Genomic DNA, 19,033 nt, shown 5'->3' on the forward strand with positions numbered 1-19,033 from the left:
TAAAAATGTACCTAAAAATTTAAAGGTACATTTTTATTGTAAAATTAATATAATATTGATTAAAAAGTATTACTTCTTCTTTTTTTGTCAAAAAAATAATTAGTGGTATTACTGTTAATTTTTTTTTGTAAATATTTATTTCATGTAGTTATTTGTTCAAATTGTATATTTTCTAAATTTTCATTACATAAATTATTATTTTCTGACGTTCTTTTTTTAAATAGTGTTTGAAATGTTTTTACTTCATTTTGTTGCATTTCTGTTTTATCTTTATCTTCTAATAATTTGCATATAATGCTATTTTTTTCTGTTCGGAATTTAATAAAAATATTTTCTTTACATTTCACTGCTTGTTCTCAATTTTTATCTTTTTCAATATCAAAATCATATTTATTTGTTGACATTTTATTATTGTTCCTTTCAATATAAAAAAATGTTAATTATGTCACTTTGGAGAAAAAACCAATAGTAGTGACAAGTTAATTTTATAATGATATTTAAAAATATTTATATTTTTAAATATCAAGATTAGATATAAAAAAAATAATATATATTTTGATTTATGTTTTTTAATTTGTATAAAAAAGTGTAAAAAAAATTACTTTAATTTTTTACTTAGAAAATTAAAGTAATTATTATTTTTAAATAACCTTATTAATTTGATTTTTTGTTTTATATTCAACAAATATTTTTTGAAAAAGAGGATCTGTTAAAACATTATTTAATACTAGTTGTTCATATGTTTCATAGTTGTGATTTCTTTGCACATAATATGTTTCATAAGCAAATAAGTGCATAATCATATTACCAATGGTAGGATTACTTTCTTTGTTATTTTTTCAAAGTATTTCTTGTAGTTTAATACCGTGTTTTTTAAATAACATATTCATTGAATGTTTTATTTTATGTGGTCTAGTTAATATTAATTTTTCAATGGCACTACTAATATTAAGACCATTAGCAAATATATCATCTAAACTATGAATAAAATTTCTCAATTGAATTAATTCAAGATCTTCAAATAATTGTTCATTATCTTGCAAAATTTTTTTCATTAATAACATTTTAACATGACTATCATTTTGTTCAATATAAATAGGAATTTTAATCATATTAGTGAAACTTCTAATGATTGGAATTAATTCTTGTTTAAATTGATAGCCTAAATGGTAGTGAATTATAAAAAATAATAATAAAAGATTTTCATATATTTTATTTAAATTCAAAAAGGTAAGTGATTTTTTATGTTCATCTATTGTTTTAATAAATGACTGATGGAATTGAGTGATAATATTAATAATATCTTGTGAAGTATTTTCCAAACATACGTTTTTAAAATTGGTAAGTATAGTTTTTTTATATATAAGATTTGCATTATTAAATTCTTTTAAAGCATTTTTATAATAATCTGTTGTGAATGTTTCTGAAAGTTCTTTTTGTAAACTATTAATTTTTTCTTCATCACAAAGAATAACTGCATCTTGATAGTTTAAAAATAAAACAATTCAATTTATACACATTTTTTTTTGATCAACAGTTAAATTTGTATCAACGAAACATTGGAATAAAGCACCGCCAGTTTCAATAATACACTCATCAGCTGTTTTGTTAATTAACATTATTTGGCACCTAACTTTCTTTTTTTGTAGTTTTAATAATTTAATTAAAAAGTGTTTTAAGGTCAACTATTTTCTTTAATATTCTATCATTATAAATGACTTTTTTTAAATTTTAGTAAAAATTACCAATTTTAATATTTTTTTAAACAAGTTAAAAAATGACTATTAACTTTAGTTTTTTAAATGACTTGAAAAAATATTTAAAAATTTTTTAAATCATTAGATAATCAGATGTATTTTTTTTGTTCAATAGTTAAGTTTGCATCAATGAAACATTGAAATAAAAAACTCTATTTTAATGATGCAATTATTAGTTGTTATATTAATTAACATTATTTGGCACCTAACTTTCTTTTATAATTTGATAACTTTTAATTAAAATATATTTTAAAAGTCAGTTATCTCTTTTAATCTTCTATCATTATAAATGACTTTTTTAAATTTTAGTAAAAATTACCAATTTTAATATTTTTTAAACAAGTTAAAAAATATTATTAACTTTAAATTCTAAAATGTTATTTTTAAAATTATTTAATGATTTTAAAGTAGGTTACTATTATTATATTTATATAACATCAACATATACTTTAAAATTGAAGTAATGCTCATATTTTATCTCAAATTCTTTATACAAGGGAGTCTAATAATTTTTAAATAAGTATAATTTGTTATGCAAGTTTTTTATAAACTTTTATATTTTTTCTAATTTTTTAAATATTAATTTTATAATCAAAAACTTAGTTAAACACTTATGGGACAAGATGTGATAGTGTGAATCTTGTATTCTTATTCTAACACATAATATTTTAAACTTCTTCTTTTTGGAAATTATTATTAATTGTAAAAAAAAACTTTAGTATTAGCGATAATTATTGGTTAAAAGCATTTTTTACTATAAATTAATTATAAAATAGATTATTAAAATCGTAGTATTTTGACTTTAATAAGAGTAAAAAACTAATTTTATGAAAAATAAATAAATTTTGTAAAACAAAAAAAATATGTATAATATAATTATTAAGTTTAATATAAGTTTTTTACCCATTGCTTTTTTTAAGTAAATGGGTTTATTAATAAAAAAAATAAGAGGTAAAGAAGAATGATAAATGATTTAGTTAATATAAATAAGTTTATAAAAAGTTTAAATACAAATAATATTAATAGTATAGATTTGATGCAACAATATTATTATCATGAAATAAGAGAAAATATAGAAATATATAATGAATTAATTGAAAAATTAAACAATATTTTTTCATTATTTAATATAACTATAGAAGAAGAACAAAAATATAATAATTTTTTTATTTTTTTAAAAGAAGAAATAATAAAAACTAAAAAAAAATATCAGGAAAATTATAAATATGAAATAGAACAAATTGCCAAAATTTTAGATCAAAATCAACAAACTATTGATAATTGTTTAGTAGTCAATAATAAATATAGTAATATTATTACAAGTTTAAATAATAAAAAAATTAGTAAATGAAAAAATAATTTTTTAAAAATTATTACTTTTGGTTTTTGAGATTGAAATAAAAAAATAACAGTTCAACAAGAAGAATTAGAAAATTATAAAATTAATAATGAAGAATTGATAAAAGCGAAAGAATTAGAAAATGAAAAAGTAAAAGAAGAAAAAACTACTATTTTGATTGAAAAACTAAAGAAAAATATGTTTGAAATAACTAGTGTTCTTGCAGAAGTTGACATTTTAGAAGAAGAATTTAAAAAAATGCTCAGTGAAAAAACTAATAATGAACCTGAATGTGAAATTGCAGAGGAAGCAATTGAAGTACTAAGTAAAAAAAGAAGGTCATTTTGTTCACAAGATAGTGGTTTTGACTCAAATGCAAGTAGCGATAGTGAAGAATCTTCTTATCCAAAAAAATTAAATCCATTTATTAATGATGATGATGTAAGTTCTCAATCAACCAGTATTTTTAGTAAACCAATTTTGCCAAAAATATAAATAGATAAATGTAGTTATTAAAATTAACAATTATTTTAATAATTAAATATTAATAAATAAATTATTTAAATACTTACATCAGTAAGTGTTTTTAATAAAAAAACTTATTTATTTAGAAAAAATATGTAACTTAGTAAAAATAAAGAAATTATTATTTTAAAATCTTTTTATCTGTTAAGTATTTTAACTTGACATCATTATGTGAATAAGATATTATTAAAAAGGTTTATTTGCCACAAATTAATAGAAGGAGGTAATTTATGGTTAAATTACGCTTAATACCAACAGGAAAAAGTAAATCAGTGCAACCTAGTTACAGAATTGTTGCGATTGATGCAAGAACAAAACTTAATGGTAGATATATTGATAAATTAGGTACTTATAATCCAACAAGCAAAGAAAAACAAGTAACTATCGATGAAGTAAAAGCATTAAAATTTTTATCAAATGGTGCTCAACCAACAGAAACTGTTCGTAGTTTATTATCAGCAGAAGGAATTATGACTAAATTTCATAATTTAAGACAAGAGAGAAAAAGTAGCAAACCTAAAAAAATAACAAAAAAAGTTACTGTAAAAAATAAAAAAACTGCTACTACTAATTCTATTAAAAAAGAAGAAGCACCTGCTACTTAATATTAAAATATGCTACAAGTGATTAATTAATATGTATGTAACATTGTTAGAACATTTAATTGAACCAATTTTACTTGATAAAATTTGTGAAGTTGAGATTCGCGAATTAGTAGAAAAAAATCACTATGATTTAATATTAATGGTACCAAAATCATTAATATCAGTATTGATTGGTAAAAAAGGAAATACTATTCGTGCATTATCAACAATTATTGAAAGTAAAGCATATTTAGAAAATAATACTATTAAATTAGTAATTAATGAGTTTTAAGATGAAATATTTAGAATTAGGTACTATTGTTAATACTCATGGTCTTATTGGTGAAGTTAAGGTTTTATGTAATTATTATGGTAATAAATTTTCATGAAAAGAAAAAACAACAGTTTATTTGGAAGAAACTAAACAACTAACACCTTTAATTATTTCAAGAGTAAGAAATCATAAGCAGTTTTTATTATTAACATTTGAAAATTATAATACTATTGAGTTAGTAGAAGGTATGAAAAATAAAAATTTAGTTATTAATACTGAAGAAATAATTAATGACAACTTACCTTGATTTTATGAAGATATTCTAAATTATGAAGCATTTGATGCTAATAATAATGCTTTTTTAGGAAAAGTTATTGCTTTCTTAGATAATAATCATCAAGGTTTATGAGAAATAAAAATGACTAATAAAAAAACCTTTTTTATTCCTAATAATAAAGTATTTATTAATAAAATTAATAAAGAAGAACAAAAAGTTTATTTTAATATTATTGAAGGATTAATTAATAATGACTAAAAACCAATTCACAATTATAACTTTATTTCCCAATGCTTTTAATGATTTTATGCAAACATCAATTATCAAACGAGCTATTACTAAAAAACAAATTAGAATTGATATTATTGATATTAGAAATTTTTCTAATAATAAACACCAACAAGTTGATGATGCTCCTTATGGTGGTGGCAATGGTATGGTTTTACAAGCAATGCCAGTAATTAATGCTATTAATAGCGTAAAACTTAAATATCCTGAGGCTAAAACAATTTTACTTAGTCCACAAGGTCAACAATGAAATCAACAATTAGCTTATAAATATAGTCAAAAAAATATTAATTATATTTTAGTTTGTGGTCATTACGAAGGTATTGATGAACGCATTATGTCTTATATTGATGAAGAGATTTCAATTGGTGATTATGTATTAACTGGTGGTGAATTACCAGCAATGGTTATTATTGATTGTATTATTAGGTTAATTCCTAATGTTATTCAACATCAATCTCATCTTAATGATTCTTTTAATAATTCATTATTGGATTATCCAACATATACAAGACCAGAAGAAGTATTAGGTATGAAAGTTCCAGAGGTTCTAATTGGTGGTCACCATGAAAAGATAGCAGAATATCGTCATCAACAAGCATTAATTAATACTTATAAAAAAAGAATTGATTTATTTAAAAAATATCAATTATCTGCAAAAGATAAAATAATAATTGAAGAATATAAATCTTCACTTAAAAAAAATAAACGAAAGGAGAAATAAAACATGCAAAATGCAATTATTAAATTAGTTAGTGAAAGTCAACTAAATCATAATCTTCCTAATTTTAAATCTGGAGATACAATCCAAGTATTTTCTAAAATTAAAGAAGAAAAAAAAGAACGTATTCAAATGTTTGAAGGGGTAGTTATTGCTCGCAAAGGTTCAGGAATTACGCAAAATGTTATTGTTCGTAAAACTGTTGGTGGTAAAGGTGTCGAAAAAACATTTGCTTTACATTCACCATTAATTGATAAAATTAATGTTATTCGTAAGGGTAAAGTAAGAAGAGCACGTATTTTCTACTTACGTAAATTAAGCGGTAAAGCTGCTAGAATTAAAGAAATTAAAACAGTAAAACCTGTTAAATAATAATTAAACCACCGTTATTAAAATCAATGGTGGTTTTCTAAATTGATATAAAATAATAATAAAATGTATTAAAGGAGTTAAAAAATGCCTAATGAAAGTACCCATAATCAAATTCATTGATTCCCTGGTCATATGATGAAAGCCATTAAAGCAATTGAAACTAAGTTACCAATTATTGATGTTGCAATTGAAGTTTTAGATGCACGAGCACCATTAGCAACAAAAAGTACTTTATTAGATCGTTTATTAGAGAAAAAAATAAGAATTATTGTTCTTAACAAAGTTGATTTAGCAGATGATAATTTTACTAAAGAATGAGTTAATTTTTTTGAAAGTCAAGGTTTTTCTGTTTTATTGGCAAAATCATTAACTACAAAAATGAAACTGCAGTTATTAAATTTAATTACTAAATTAATGGAGCCACAAATGGAAAAACAATTGGCAAAAGGTATTGTTAATCCAAAAATTAAGGTATTAATTATGGGATTACCAAATACGGGGAAATCAACATTTATCAATAATTTATTACAACGTAAAGTAACACAAACTGCTAATATACCTGGTGTTACTAGAGGTCAACAATGAATTAAATTAAATCCAACGATTGATTTGTTAGATAGTCCTGGTATTTTACCACCAAAAATGAATGATCAAAAAGTAGTAATGATTTTAGCTTTAATTAAAGCAATTCCTGTTAAATATTTATTTTTAGAAGAAATGGCTAATTTTGCTTTAACCTTTTTACTTGAGAATTATTATGAAAGATTAGTAAAATATTATAATATTAATTTTGAAATTAAAAATATTAATGATGAAACATTATTTCTTTATTTTAAGAAATTAGCACAAAAATATCATTTAAAATTGGCTAATGATGAAGATAATACTCATCGTGCCATGAATTTATTTATTAATGATTTACAAGTAGGGAAATTAGGATTAATTTCATTTGAAATACCACCTAAGATTTTAAAACATGAAAAGTAGTTTACGATACGAAATTGATAATTATTCATCAGGAACATTAATTGCTGGTTTTGATGAAGTGGGAAGGGGAGCTATTGCAGGACCAATTGTTGTTGCAAGCGTTATTCTTAAACCAAACTTTAATCATCCTTTAATTAAAGATTCAAAACAATTATCAACAAAACAACGAATAGCAATGTATCAAATTATAATTGATAATGCACTAACAGTTGCTGTTAGTATTAAAAGTCATCAATTTGTTAATATTCATAATCCTAAGCAGACTAGTATTTTAGCAATGATAGAAGCATTTAATAAATTAAAAATAGTACCTGATGTGTGTTTAGTTGATTTTGAAAAACCACAATTTCCTAATTTTCTAGGAAAAGTTGAAGCAATAGTTAAAGGTGATCAAAAATCACTTAATATTGCTAGCGCTTCGATTATTGATAAAGTAGTAAGAGATAAAATTATGATTGATTATGATACTAAATATCCTAATTATGGGTTTAAAAATCATAAAGGGTATTATACAAAAAATCATCAGATAGCATTACAAAATTATGGTATTTGTGATATTCATCGTATTAGTTGTGCGCCCGTTAAAAAATATAGTGGGATTATATAATAGAGAAACTTTTATTATTACAATTATTTATTGGTAATAAGTTATTATCTAATTTATTTATATCTGTTGCTAATAATTTATTATTTTGAATATTAAAAATTTCTTTAATTGGTTTAGTTCCTTGATTTATTAAAATATTTTTAAATGATTGAAGGCCATGTTTTTGTAAATTCTTTTCTAATTGGCTTGTAGGTGTTTTAATATTATAGGCAACTTCTAAATAAAAGAATCTTTTTTGAAAGTCATGGTCAAAATCTTGATATTTTTTATAGATTTTTTCTATTTTATTTATTATATTTTTATTTAATATTTTTTGAAAGGCATTATTGTTAATAATGTCTTTGCTAATATTTTCTAATAAATAGTGTAGTGGAAATAATTCAGTAGAATAACTAGTAACATTTTTATATGGTAATAATAAGTCATTGATTATTTCTTTTTTAATATTGTATTTTTGTCTAATTTTATTAGAAGTTTTAATTATATTTATTTTAAAACAAAATTTATTATCTTTATTATCAATTACTAACATAGTTGAAAATATTTCTTTATATATTTTTTTTAACATTTTATTTTTCCTTTTTTATTTGGATATTTAATTTAATAAAAATCCTAATATAGAAAAATAGCTATATTAGATATATACATTTATTAAATTAAAATAATTATATCTAAAAATATGAAATAATACTATTTATTTTTTATTATTGCTTTTCTTCATAATTATGGACAAATCTTATTGAGATTTTTAATTTAATTTTTTTGAAATAAACTTATATGTTTATTAAATTTTCTAGTTCTGTTATAATTAAACTATATTAATTTAAAGTAAAATAGTTTTTAATTTATAATTTAAGATAGTCAGGGGAATTATAATGACAAAGAAATTCGGTTATAATTTACTAACATTTGTATATTTTTCAAATCAACGTCGCGGTACTGCTAAATTAGTTTTGAAAAAAAGTACATGTAAACATATTATTAAAATTTACAAGAAAAATAAAAATTTACAAATAAGTGATAAGGTAAGATTATTATCTAATTTTTTAAGTAGTAATATTGTTTCTAAAATTTCAGCTTTAGCAGAAGAATCTTCAATGCCATATACTTTGATTGATGAAATAGTTTTTGTTATTCTTGAACGATGAGAACTATTTTTACAATGAAGTAAAAAAATAACAAATGCTCTTATTATTACTGTTAATAAAAATCTAGAATTTAGCGCTGATTGAGTAGGTAATGAGAATATTTTTGCAGAGTTAATAACCGAATATACTATTAATTATAAAGAATTAGGAATGAATACCATTATTTTTAATAATGGTTTTTCTTACGAAAGAGATGGTATTAAGTATAGTGATAATGGTATTGCTAAAATTATTTTAACACCATGTTTATGAAAACAATTAGATAAATTAAATAATAGTTTTGAGATATCGCAATATTTAAGGAATGAACAAATATTTTGTTATCTTTCTTTAGAACCAAATTCTGATAAAATTTTAAATTATGCTTTTGAACAATTGGCAGTTTTAATTTTTAATAATAAAAAATATGTTAATGATGCTTTTCTTAAGTTTAAAGTAGGTGTTGTTTTAGAATTTGAAGCAGTAGTGCATGAACAATTTCAATTAAAACAAATCTCAGCAATGAAAATTAATAGCGAAGAATTAAAATAATATATATTATTTTGAAGTAAAAAATAAGGTAATACTAGACTAGTATTACCTTAATTAATATATTTTAGAAAAGTTGAATAATAATTTTATGCTAATCATATCATTATTATTTTACTATTAATTGTTTATTCTTATTATTATTGTTGACTTTAAAGAAATAGTTTCTTGGTTTTTTACTAAAGCAATAGAAAGTGTTAGTTCATCTCCGTCTGTTAAATCATTTGGACGAGGTATTCTTGTTCTTTCAAAATTTATAACATTAAATTTTGCTTTTCAACCAACCAATTGTTCAAAGTTATTAAATTTAATAGCTTTTTCAGTTCTGCTTTTGCTTATTAATGGTACTTCTGTTTTATCTTTTAATCATTTATTAACAGTTTCTTCTAATTTATAACCCGCTTGGAAATACTCAATAGAACTTCCTTCATAAACAAATTCATTATAACTTAATTTAGCAGGACTATCACTTGCAAAAATATTAAATAAAGCATCAGTTCCAGTCATTACTTTTACTGTATATTTATCCCCTAAATTTGTTTTACCATCTTCTTTAAAGAATTGTAAATTATATGTCCCATCACCAACTACAAGTTTTTCATCATCATTTGGTTCTACAAATTTACTAGTAGAAACTTTTATATTAGATATTTTATTTTTAATTTTAGCAACTTCCGCTGCATCAAAAGTACTATCTTCAGGTGTTGTTCCTGATGTTAATTTCTGTTGTAAAACAGATTTTAAAAAATAGAAACTGTCTTTATCTTTAGCTTTGGCTTGACCAGTAGTTGCCTCTTTTTCTAATAATTTAGTAACCAAAATATCGGAATTATCAATTCAGAAAAAGGATGTATCTTTTTCTCAATTAAGTCTAATAGTTTTTAAACCGTTTCCTTCATCATTTGTTAAACCTAAATTTATTGATACTTGATCTAGTAATATTTTTACCTGATCTTCTTTGTTGTTACCACAAGCTATAACAGTAGTTACTGGTACTGTTGTTATGACACTAGCACCTAATAACTTTAATAATGTTCTCATATTCCTCATTTTTCTCTTAACCTCCTCAGTTAAATCTAGAATAGATGTGAGAAATTATCTTCAATAATCTTATGTAAAACATATTATTTTAAATAACTCACTAACACTATTATAATACATAAAAAAAATTTTATTGTTTTTTTAAACCTTTAATAGTGTATTTGTAAATTATTAATAGTAAAATTAAAATTATATTAGTATTTATTGTTATAAAGTAATATCTGAAAAAAATAAAAATAATAAAGTATAATATTTCTATAAATAAAAAAATGTAAGTTTTTGACCTATTGTTTAAGTTTTAAGCAAGTAGGTTTTTTATTTTGAAAGGGGAAAAATATGAATTTAAAATCTTTACTATCTGAAATAAAATTTGATTATAAAGAAATTATAGAAATTTTTAGAAAAATAGCAGCAAAAAAGGAAAATATTAAATCATTATGAGATGAATTAAGTAAGTATAAACAGCAATTACAGAAAGAAAAAAGTGATGATAATATTAACCAAAAATTATTAATTATTTATAAAGTTTCTGCTTTTGTTGAAGAAATGTTGTTAAATTCTTGTCAATCAACAGAATATGATCCTGCTACTGGAAAAATAATTAGAGACAGTAAAATGAGTGAAAATTTTGTAAATGATTGAAATAATATTAATAAAATATTAGAACAAATTTTTTTTACCAGAAGATGAAGTTGTAGAAATTGTAGAAATTTCAGAATTAGCAGATGATCAATTAAGTCTACTAAATAATGAACAAACGCAAACAAATCGTGAAAGTGAATGTTTTCCCAAATACTGTTTAATTTTATAAAAATGAAATAAAAAATAAAAAAACTTTTCTCTAATTAGAGAAAAGTTTTAATTAACATAGTGCTTTAAATTCTACTAAAATATTGATTGAGGTAATAAAGTTCCAATACTTAACATTATTAAGGCAAAGACAGTAATACCAATAGTATATGGTCAAATTGCTCGATAAAAACTTGTTAGGGGAACTTTAGCAATGGCAAGTCCTGCCATCATTACACCTGCACTTGGTGCAAATAAATTAATTCAACCACTAGCCATAACAAAAGTAGTAATCATTCCTGAACCTAATCCTAAAGGAATTACTATTTTTGAAACAATAGGGAAAACGGCTTTTGCAAATCCTGATGTTGAAGGAATAACAAAGGCAATCAAAAGAAAAGCAAAAAAACCAATAATAACAATAGCAAATCTTGGTAATTTATCAATACTTTGCAATTGTCCAACAACAACATGTTGCATTCCTGAATGTTTTAATGATCAGCCAATTCCACCAGCAACAGCAATTATTAAAGCAACACCTAATAATTCTGAAGAACCACTAATAAAATTACGAACATATTGTTCTTCGCCTTTTCAATCAATTGCTGCAATGATAATTGAAACAAAGAAAAATAAGAAAGCTAACATTTCAATGTTTCAGTCACCAAATGCATTAATTTGACTTGTGAAATATGGAAAATATTTAATTAATGTATTGTGAAAATCATCAAAAATAGTTGTTCCTGTAATTTTACCTCATGGAATAATACAAAGCACCATAATTAAAAATGTTAATCCAAATAGTGCTAAAATAATTTTACGACGTTTAGTAAATTCAGGTATTTCTTCTTTATTAATAAATTCTTCATGATGCTCACTATGTAAGTGAAAAACAACTGATTTTTCAGGATTACGTTTAACACGGATTGCATATCACATAACAAAAGCAATAGTACCGATAGTTGCTAAAAATCAACAAATTAAACGTCAGATGATTCCATCACCAGGATTTAAACCACTAGCTTGTGAAGCTGTAGCAATAGCAAAGGGATTAAGTGTTGAAAACATAACACCAACACCAGCACCCAATAAAATCATTAATACAGCTGTAACAACATCAAAACCAGCAGCTAACATTGCTGGAATAATAATTAAATAGTAAGGAATAGTTTCTTCACACATTCCTTCAACTGTTCCACCAATCGATAGGATAGTCATAATTGAAGGAATAATTCAAATTTCTTTTCCGTTTAGACGTTTAACTAAACGACCAATTCCTGCATCTAGTGCACCTGATTTCATAACTATGCCAATATATCCACCAATTACTAAAACAAAAACAATAATATCACTGCTACCAATGAAACCTTTAATTGGAGCCAAAAATAAGTCCATGATACCTAATGGCCCACCGTCTTGTCAAGGGTTATCGGTGCTTACAGGCTTTGATTCATCTTCTAATCATTTACCTGTTGTTCCTGGAATCCAAGAAATAATGATAATTAGAGCAATAATAAAGAATAAGACTGTAATTGCTGTTGGCATTTTAAATGGAAATAAACGAAATTTTTTCTTTTTGGTAATTCCCATATATGATTAATACCTCCTTCTTTATTTTTTTAAAAGTATTATTATATAATACACTATTTATCATGTAGAATAAAAGATGTTTAAGCTTATTTTTTAAAATAACTTATTAAAAAAGTAGTATTTTTATTTAAGTAACATTATTATAATAATAGTTTTTAAAAAAATGTTATTTTTTTATTAGTATTATTTGAAAATTTAATTAAATATTAGTAGTATTTTAAAATAAAATTAGTTATTATAAATTACATATATTTTTTTATTTTTTTGATTTTATTGACTATTTCATTAATTAATGAAATCACTTTAAAGGTATATAATTATTATAATTGAAAGGAGAATATTATGTTAAAACTTTTTAAGAAAAAAGAAAGGACAAATCATAAATTAACTTTATCAGAATTAGTCTGGTTTGGTTTTAATTATACTGTTGGAATTACTTTTACTGCTAACTTTGCAATTTTAATTAATAAAGATAGTTTAAATTTAGGTTCTCATATGATTTGAATTTTTTTAGTAGAAGGTTTAATTGCAGGAACTTGTGCTTGAGCTTTCTCAAGACTTTCAAGAGTACATCCAGGTAATAATGGTGCTGCTTATATTTATGTTAGAAGTAGTTATGGTCGCTTTTGAGGTTGATTAATTTCTTTTTTACAGTATGCTACTTTACCTGTTATAGTTAGTTCACAAATTGTATCAATGATTAGAATTAACTTTACTGATCCATCTTCTTTTTTATATGCTAATTGAGGAGTATGACAACATTTAGGATTAGATTTGATTGGAATTCTAATTTATGGTTTAGCTTCTTGTGTATTGTTTTTAGGAATGGCTGCATTTAAAAAATTTGTGAATATTTCTAGTTATTTAAAATGAGGAACAACTTTTTTATTAATCATAGCAACTATTATATTATTTGTGATGGCAGGAACTTCAAATTGAGATATGACTACTTCTCATCAACAATTAACTGCTAATAACTTTTCACAAGCTTTTGCCATGTGTTTCTTTTTCTTTTTAGGATTTGAAACCTATTCAACAATTGGTAAAAATGTTAGAAATCCTGAAAAAAATATTAGTCGTTCATTAGTTATTGTTATGATTTTATCTACTATTTTTTATATGGCAGTAACAATTCTTATGATTGGTGCTGTTGCTGGCAATTTTTCAGATAATCCCAACTTAAGTATTTTTAAAATTTTAGGTGATAAAGCTCATGCACAATGATTAGGAATAATTGGTATCCTTGTAATGTTAATTTGTACTATTTCATTAAAGTCTAATGCTGGAATGCAAAATGCTTTATATAGTGGTGCTATTTTAGAACCATTATCTGTTGAGGGGTATATTTCACCTAAATATAAAGAATTATCAAAAGATAACATTCCGTTTAAAGCTTCTAGATTAAATTTAATTATTACTTTTTCTTCAGCTTTTGTATGATTAATTTTACCTGATATTATTGGAGTAATAGTTGATACGTTACATCCTGTTTATAAGGATGGACAATTAGTTTTAAGTTCGATTGTTAATTATGGAACATTAACTGCTGAAGCCGGTATTATTATGGTTATTATTTATGTTTTTGTACTTTCCATTGCAATTAAACTGTCTATAGAAAAGAAATTGAAAAAGAATATTTTTGAAATTATTATTTGACTTGCAGCAACACTTTTCTTAGTTTGACAATTTGAAGAATGATTAAGATCTTTAATCAATGGTTTAATTTCAGGAGCAAATCTTATTGGTAAAGGTGGAACTGATACTACAAAAGGAATATCTGATATAACTTCTAATGTTTTACAATTAGTTTATTTAATTGCTAGCATTGCGTTTGCTCTAATTTGATACTTTGCTTATTATAAACCAATGCAAAGAAAAAGAATGCTTACAAATCCTAAATTACAAGAAGAATTGGATAGCGAATTTAGAGTGAAAGATGATTGACCTTTTGTTGCAAAAAATCTACAAAATGAAATTGAAAATTATTTAGTACGTAATGTTTTAATTAATGGTGATGATAAAAACCCTAATTATATAATTGCTAAAAATGTACGTAAAGAATTATTGATGTCAGAAGGCGAATGGCGTGAAGATGAAGAATAAAAAAAGTTTAAAAATGTATTAGTTATAATAACTAATACATTTTTAGTATTTATTATTATTGACAAATTTTTATAGTAATATTAAAGGTGTTAATAATGAATATTTTTTTATATTATTATAAAGTATATTGATGGTAGAAAGTAAAATATGATGTATAATGTTAATTGGATTCATTTCAATATTATGTTTAGAAGTAATTCTAAATTGTGGTTATTGTATTTGTAGTTCAAAAGTCATATTATTGGAGGTACTATATATGAATATGAAAAATATATTAAGATTAATGGGTGCATTAACATTAACAATAGCAGCTACTACTTCAGTTGTTGCTTGTGGTGATAAAGCTGGTGTAGCCATGAACGTAGAAGTATCAAAACAATTAGGGTTAACAGATGATAAAGGAGAAGGTGTACAAGCAGCTTCACTTGATACAACTGTCAAGGATAATGTTACTTGAACTGTTGATGCTTTAAAAACACCAATTAAAGCTAATGCATTATTAGGAGAAGATAATAAAGCTGCTAATCAAGCATGTGCTGATTTTCTTACTGGTAAATTAAAACAAACAGCTAAAGATGGAAAATTTAATAAAGAAGAATTAGATAAAATTACTGGTGCAGTTACTGATTTTAAACCAGAATTAGCTAAAATGGATGATGGTAAAGATTATGCTATTACTGGTGGTACTTTTAATTTCCAATTTAAAAAAGGTGAAGAGGCACTTGGTGATGTTTATGGTATTAAGTTAAAAGCTGATAAAACAAAAGGTGTTATTGCTGCTGCTCTTACTACAATAGCTGCTGAAATTAAAATAGTAGATACTGATGTTACTACAAATCAAAAAATTATGTTTGTAGATGGTACTACAATTCCAGAAACTGCAAAAAAACCAGGAGAACCAATACAAATTAAAGGAGAATCAGATCAAGTAAAACAGTTTACTGCTTTAAATACTCTAACTGCTTTAAAAATTGGGGCAAATTTAGGAACAATTACTGCTGCTGGTGCTGCTTGAGCTGCTGGTGATAAATTAGAAATAACTTATAAAACTGGTGATGTTACTTTTGAAGCAAAAACTGAATTAACACTTGCATAATTTTATAAAATAAAAATAATATTAATACTCCTTTTAATTTAAAAGGAGTATTTTATTTTACAAAATGTTTATTTTTTTCATATTTTTAAACATTATAAACATATAGTATCCAATAAATATTGGATAACTTATTATATGATATTATATTTGGAAAAAAGTAACTAAGTTGTTAATTTATAGTTATTATAATAAGTTTAAAGAATATTATTGGAGGTATATGTGAATATGAAAAATATATTAAGATTAATGGGTGCCCTTGCATTAACAGCAGGAGCAACTCCTTCAGTTGTTGCATGCGGTAATAATGGTTCAAATATTCCTAATAATCCGCAATTAAATGGCAAATATGCAGAATTATTAGGATGATATAGTGATGAAAATACAAGTATAATTGATGAAGTAATAAATTTTGATAATCTTGGAACTTGTATTATCACTGCTGACTCTACTAATCTTATTAAAGATAAGTTGGAATGGCAACCCTTTTTAGGACTGTTTTTTGGTAGACACTTGTTTTTGATAATTAACTGGAGTTAGGTAGTTTAAGGTGCTGTGAATTCTTATGTTGTTGTATCAATTGATATAATCAAATAATTCTAATTTTAATTTGATTAATGATGTAAAATTTTTATCATTAATAAATTCAGTTTTGAAAGTTTTAAAAGTTGCTTCAGCAACAGCATTGTCATAAGGACAGCCTTTTTTGCTTAAAGATCGAGTTATGTTGAATGCTAATAAAAGTTTATCAATAGTTTTATTATTAAATTCGTTACCGCGATCGCTATGAAATATTTCAATATCTTTTAAACAGCGATTTGAGTGCATAAATGCTTGATATACTAATGATGCATCTTTTTTAGTACCTACACTATGTCCAATAATTTCGCGGTTAAATAGGTCTATTAATAAGCAAATATAGTTTCACTTACCATTAACTTGAACATAAGTTAAATCACTAACAATAACTTCATTTTTAATTTTATTATTAAAGTTTCTATTAACAAGATTGGTAATTTGACTATCATTGACTTTATTATGATGATTTTTGAATGATAATTTAGTGTATTTTGATATTAAATTATGCTTATTCATAATTTGTTTAATTTTTCTGCGTGATAAATAAATTTCTTGGTTTGCTAGTATGACTTTTAATCTTCTAGTACCATAAACTTCTTTATTTTCTTTAAAAGCACTAATAACAGCTTCATCATAAATATTATTTTGATTTTTATTTTTTTTCTTTAAATTAAAATAATATGTTGATTTAGAGAGTTTTAAAAAACGACACATTGTGCGAATTTTATATTTAGATTTATTATTTGCAATAATTTCTATTTTCTGCCTATTATTAGTGCTGCTTGCTTTAAAATATCATTTTCCATTCGTAATTGTTTTAATTCTTTATTTGCTTGAATTAATTGTTTTTCTAAATCAGAAAGATTATCTTTGGTTTTAAAACTGCCTGAATTAGTAAATTGCTTAATTCATTTATAAGTAGCCGCTCTTGTAACGTTATATTCTTTAACAAGACAAGATACTGACTTGCCACTTTGATATAAAGCTACTATTTGTTTTTTAAATTCATCTGAATATGAGTTAATATTGGCCATAATTATTTTCCTTTCTTTTAACTAATTTGTGAACTTGTCTACGTAATTAGTGTCCAATAAAGTGTAACCCATCCAAGTTGTTTAAAGAAAAGTTATTAGTTGAAGGTTCTACTGATGGTAAATGGAAAGCAAAAAATACTGATTCTGCAACCTTTTTAAGGGAATTGGGATTTACATCTGGTAATCAAGATAATGATTATTCAGAACCCGATGTTGATGCTATTACCAATTTAATTGTAACAATTAAAACTGCTGTTCCAGGTGAATTATCAGTTGCTGATACAACTGACTTTAAAGTAGCGGATGGTATTTGTCAAATTGATATTATGAGTAACAAAACTGCTGCTAAGCTTGTTAAATCTTATAATATTAATATAAAGGCAGCAAATTTAAATGTTTCAAAGGTAATAACAAGTAATATTATAAAAGAACCTTTAAATGATTTAAAACTAACTGCTGATCAAGGATTCAAGGCCGATCAGCCAACTTCTGGTTTTAAATTAGAGTTTACTGATGAATTAAACAAAACAAAGTTTAAGTCTTTACTTAAAGTATTAAATACATCTTTTACAACTCATTTTTTTAGTTCACCTACCGGCACAGAAGAAATAAAAACTTTTAATGATGGTGAACCCGCATTTTTACAGTTACATTTTGATAGTGTTATTCTTGCACAAAAAATGGCTGTTGGAACTCCAGGCAAATAATAAATTTTCTAATTAATATAAATTAAATTTAAATCTATAATAAAATATATTATTTTATTATAGATTTACTTTATTTCTAAATAATTTAGTTGTAAAATTAAATAAGAACTAATACTTGATTTTTTAAATCTCTTTTCATTTATTTAAATTGAAAAATGATTTATTTTATTTAAAGGTGGTAATCAAATGGCAAACAAATCATATTATGTTAATGATAACAATCAATTAAAAAATTATAAATTAGAAAAATATAAAATTGATAATGATTTAAAAATTTTATATAAAGTAACAACAACTTATAATGATACTGAACCTAAAATTTTAAAAGCATTACCAATTGAAGAGTTGGATAATAATACTATTGATTCTTTTTTTATGTTGATCAAACAAAATCAATGTGATAATTTTGCTGTGTATTATGAAAATAATTATGATATTAAAAAAATTAATGATTTGATTACTAATCAAGAACTAAATTTTACATTTGAACAATTAGATTTTTTAAAGCAATTTTTTATTAGTATTAAAAATGTTGCTATTACTTTATTTGATATACGTATTAAGCCAATTATAAATAATACTGTTGATAGTAATAGTAGTAATAATGGTATTAGTAATACTTTTCAATCTAAACCACGAATTTTAAATTAATATTTTTTTACAATTTAATTTTAGAAAAAAATATCAAAA

The 19,033-nt window shown here is 23.3% G+C and carries 21 protein-coding genes; 15 read left to right on the forward strand and 6 right to left on the reverse strand.

Translation table 4 applies throughout. From position 1 onward, the window contains the following. Nucleotides 1-59 precede the first annotated feature (59 nt). Both AACK96_RS03170 and AACK96_RS03175 read right to left on the reverse strand, forming a co-directional pair. Nucleotides 60-404 carry a hypothetical protein gene (locus AACK96_RS03170; RefSeq protein ID WP_338974991.1) on the reverse strand — a complete coding sequence of 115 codons (345 nt, stop codon included), beginning with the start codon at nt 402-404 and terminating at the stop codon, nt 60-62. 237 nt (nt 405-641) lie between these two features. Continuing rightward, nucleotides 642-1,619, reverse strand: a complete 978-nt coding sequence (locus tag AACK96_RS03175) for a hypothetical protein (protein ID WP_338974992.1) — start codon at nt 1,617-1,619, stop codon at nt 642-644. A gap of 1,099 nt (nt 1,620-2,718) precedes the next feature. On the opposite strand from AACK96_RS03175, the gene AACK96_RS03180 reads away from it, so the two are divergent. The 8 genes from AACK96_RS03180 to AACK96_RS03215 all read left to right on the forward strand — a co-directional run bounded on the left by AACK96_RS03180 (nt 2,719) and on the right by AACK96_RS03215 (nt 7,731). Beyond that, a complete protein-coding gene (locus AACK96_RS03180) occupies nt 2,719-3,591 on the forward strand; it encodes a hypothetical protein (RefSeq protein WP_338974993.1) in 873 nt (290 codons plus the stop codon). A 260-nt stretch (nt 3,592-3,851) separates the two neighbouring features. After that, nucleotides 3,852-4,226 (forward strand): 30S ribosomal protein S16, encoded by a 375-nt coding sequence (gene rpsP / locus AACK96_RS03185; protein WP_338974994.1) that lies wholly within the window; start codon nt 3,852-3,854, stop codon nt 4,224-4,226. Between the two features lie 31 nt (nt 4,227-4,257). Further along, on the forward strand, nt 4,258-4,497 hold the full coding sequence (locus tag AACK96_RS03190) for a KH domain-containing protein (RefSeq protein ID WP_338962636.1): 240 nt from the start codon (nt 4,258-4,260) through the stop codon (nt 4,495-4,497). A gap of 1 nt (nt 4,498) precedes the next feature. After that, complete coding sequence (rimM, locus tag AACK96_RS03195) at nt 4,499-5,014, forward strand: ribosome maturation factor RimM (RefSeq protein ID WP_252319423.1); 516 nt, start codon at nt 4,499-4,501, stop codon at nt 5,012-5,014. After that, nucleotides 5,007-5,768, forward strand: a complete 762-nt coding sequence (trmD, locus tag AACK96_RS03200) for a tRNA (guanosine(37)-N1)-methyltransferase TrmD (protein ID WP_338974995.1) — start codon at nt 5,007-5,009, stop codon at nt 5,766-5,768. The genes rimM and trmD overlap by 8 nt, the downstream gene beginning before the upstream one ends. A gap of 3 nt (nt 5,769-5,771) precedes the next feature. After that, a complete protein-coding gene (rplS, locus tag AACK96_RS03205) occupies nt 5,772-6,137 on the forward strand; it encodes a 50S ribosomal protein L19 (protein WP_252319419.1) in 366 nt (121 codons plus the stop codon). Between the two features lie 84 nt (nt 6,138-6,221). Continuing rightward, nucleotides 6,222-7,124 carry a ribosome biogenesis GTPase YlqF gene (ylqF, locus tag AACK96_RS03210; protein WP_338974996.1) on the forward strand — a complete coding sequence of 301 codons (903 nt, stop codon included), beginning with the start codon at nt 6,222-6,224 and terminating at the stop codon, nt 7,122-7,124. Beyond that, nucleotides 7,114-7,731 carry a ribonuclease HII gene (locus AACK96_RS03215; protein ID WP_338974997.1) on the forward strand — a complete coding sequence of 206 codons (618 nt, stop codon included), beginning with the start codon at nt 7,114-7,116 and terminating at the stop codon, nt 7,729-7,731. The genes ylqF and AACK96_RS03215 overlap by 11 nt, the downstream gene beginning before the upstream one ends. On the opposite strand, the gene AACK96_RS03220 is transcribed toward AACK96_RS03215, so the two are convergent. After that, nucleotides 7,724-8,299 carry a hypothetical protein gene (locus tag AACK96_RS03220; RefSeq protein ID WP_338974998.1) on the reverse strand — a complete coding sequence of 192 codons (576 nt, stop codon included), beginning with the start codon at nt 8,297-8,299 and terminating at the stop codon, nt 7,724-7,726. The two genes, AACK96_RS03215 and AACK96_RS03220, sit on opposite strands and share 8 nt — an antisense overlap. A 307-nt stretch (nt 8,300-8,606) precedes the next feature. On the opposite strand from AACK96_RS03220, the gene AACK96_RS03225 reads away from it, so the two are divergent. After that, the gene (locus tag AACK96_RS03225) at nt 8,607-9,410 is read left to right on the forward strand and encodes a hypothetical protein (protein WP_338974999.1); all 804 of its coding nucleotides are present in this window, start codon (nt 8,607-8,609) and stop codon (nt 9,408-9,410) included. Nucleotides 9,411-9,527: 117 nt separating this feature from the next. Here AACK96_RS03225 and AACK96_RS03230 read toward each other — a convergent pair whose 3' ends face one another. Beyond that, nucleotides 9,528-10,457, reverse strand: a complete 930-nt coding sequence (locus tag AACK96_RS03230; protein ID WP_338975000.1) for a hypothetical protein — start codon at nt 10,455-10,457, stop codon at nt 9,528-9,530. Between the two features lie 327 nt (nt 10,458-10,784). On the opposite strand from AACK96_RS03230, the gene AACK96_RS03235 reads away from it, so the two are divergent. Continuing rightward, on the forward strand, nt 10,785-11,198 hold the full coding sequence (locus tag AACK96_RS03235) for a hypothetical protein (RefSeq protein WP_338975001.1): 414 nt from the start codon (nt 10,785-10,787) through the stop codon (nt 11,196-11,198). Between the two features lie 135 nt (nt 11,199-11,333). Here AACK96_RS03235 and AACK96_RS03240 read toward each other — a convergent pair whose 3' ends face one another. Further along, nucleotides 11,334-12,827, reverse strand: a complete 1,494-nt coding sequence (locus tag AACK96_RS03240) for a YfcC family protein (protein ID WP_338975002.1) — start codon at nt 12,825-12,827, stop codon at nt 11,334-11,336. Between the two features lie 342 nt (nt 12,828-13,169). Between AACK96_RS03240 and AACK96_RS03245 the strand changes: the two genes are divergently transcribed. The 3 genes from AACK96_RS03245 to AACK96_RS03255 all read left to right on the forward strand — a co-directional run bounded on the left by AACK96_RS03245 (nt 13,170) and on the right by AACK96_RS03255 (nt 16,563). Beyond that, nucleotides 13,170-14,930, forward strand: a complete 1,761-nt coding sequence (locus tag AACK96_RS03245) for an APC family permease (RefSeq protein ID WP_338975003.1) — start codon at nt 13,170-13,172, stop codon at nt 14,928-14,930. A 256-nt stretch (nt 14,931-15,186) separates the two neighbouring features. Beyond that, on the forward strand, nt 15,187-16,026 hold the full coding sequence (locus tag AACK96_RS03250) for a hypothetical protein (protein WP_338975004.1): 840 nt from the start codon (nt 15,187-15,189) through the stop codon (nt 16,024-16,026). A 225-nt stretch (nt 16,027-16,251) separates the two neighbouring features. Beyond that, nucleotides 16,252-16,563, forward strand: coding sequence for a hypothetical protein (locus AACK96_RS03255; protein ID WP_338975005.1), 312 nt, complete (start codon nt 16,252-16,254; stop codon nt 16,561-16,563). Here AACK96_RS03255 and AACK96_RS03260 read toward each other — a convergent pair. Next, a protein-coding gene (locus AACK96_RS03260; RefSeq protein ID WP_338973306.1) for an IS3 family transposase occupies nt 16,513-17,636 on the reverse strand; the annotation gives its coding sequence in 2 pieces (ribosomal slippage) (nt 16,513-17,393 and nt 17,393-17,636; 1,125 coding nt in all). The genes AACK96_RS03255 and AACK96_RS03260 overlap by 51 nt on opposite strands. A 77-nt stretch (nt 17,637-17,713) precedes the next feature. Between AACK96_RS03260 and AACK96_RS03265 the strand changes: the two genes are divergently transcribed. Beyond that, complete coding sequence (locus AACK96_RS03265) at nt 17,714-18,343, forward strand: hypothetical protein (RefSeq protein ID WP_338975006.1); 630 nt, start codon at nt 17,714-17,716, stop codon at nt 18,341-18,343. A 186-nt stretch (nt 18,344-18,529) separates the two neighbouring features. Beyond that, the gene (locus tag AACK96_RS03270; protein WP_338975007.1) at nt 18,530-18,994 is read left to right on the forward strand and encodes a hypothetical protein; all 465 of its coding nucleotides are present in this window, start codon (nt 18,530-18,532) and stop codon (nt 18,992-18,994) included. The last annotated feature ends 39 nt before the right edge of the window (nt 18,995-19,033 follow it).

This window comes from Spiroplasma endosymbiont of Tricholauxania praeusta (assembly GCF_964019535.1).
GTDB lineage: Bacteria > Bacillota_I > Bacilli_A > Mycoplasmatales > VBWQ01 > Spiroplasma_E > Spiroplasma_E ixodetis_A.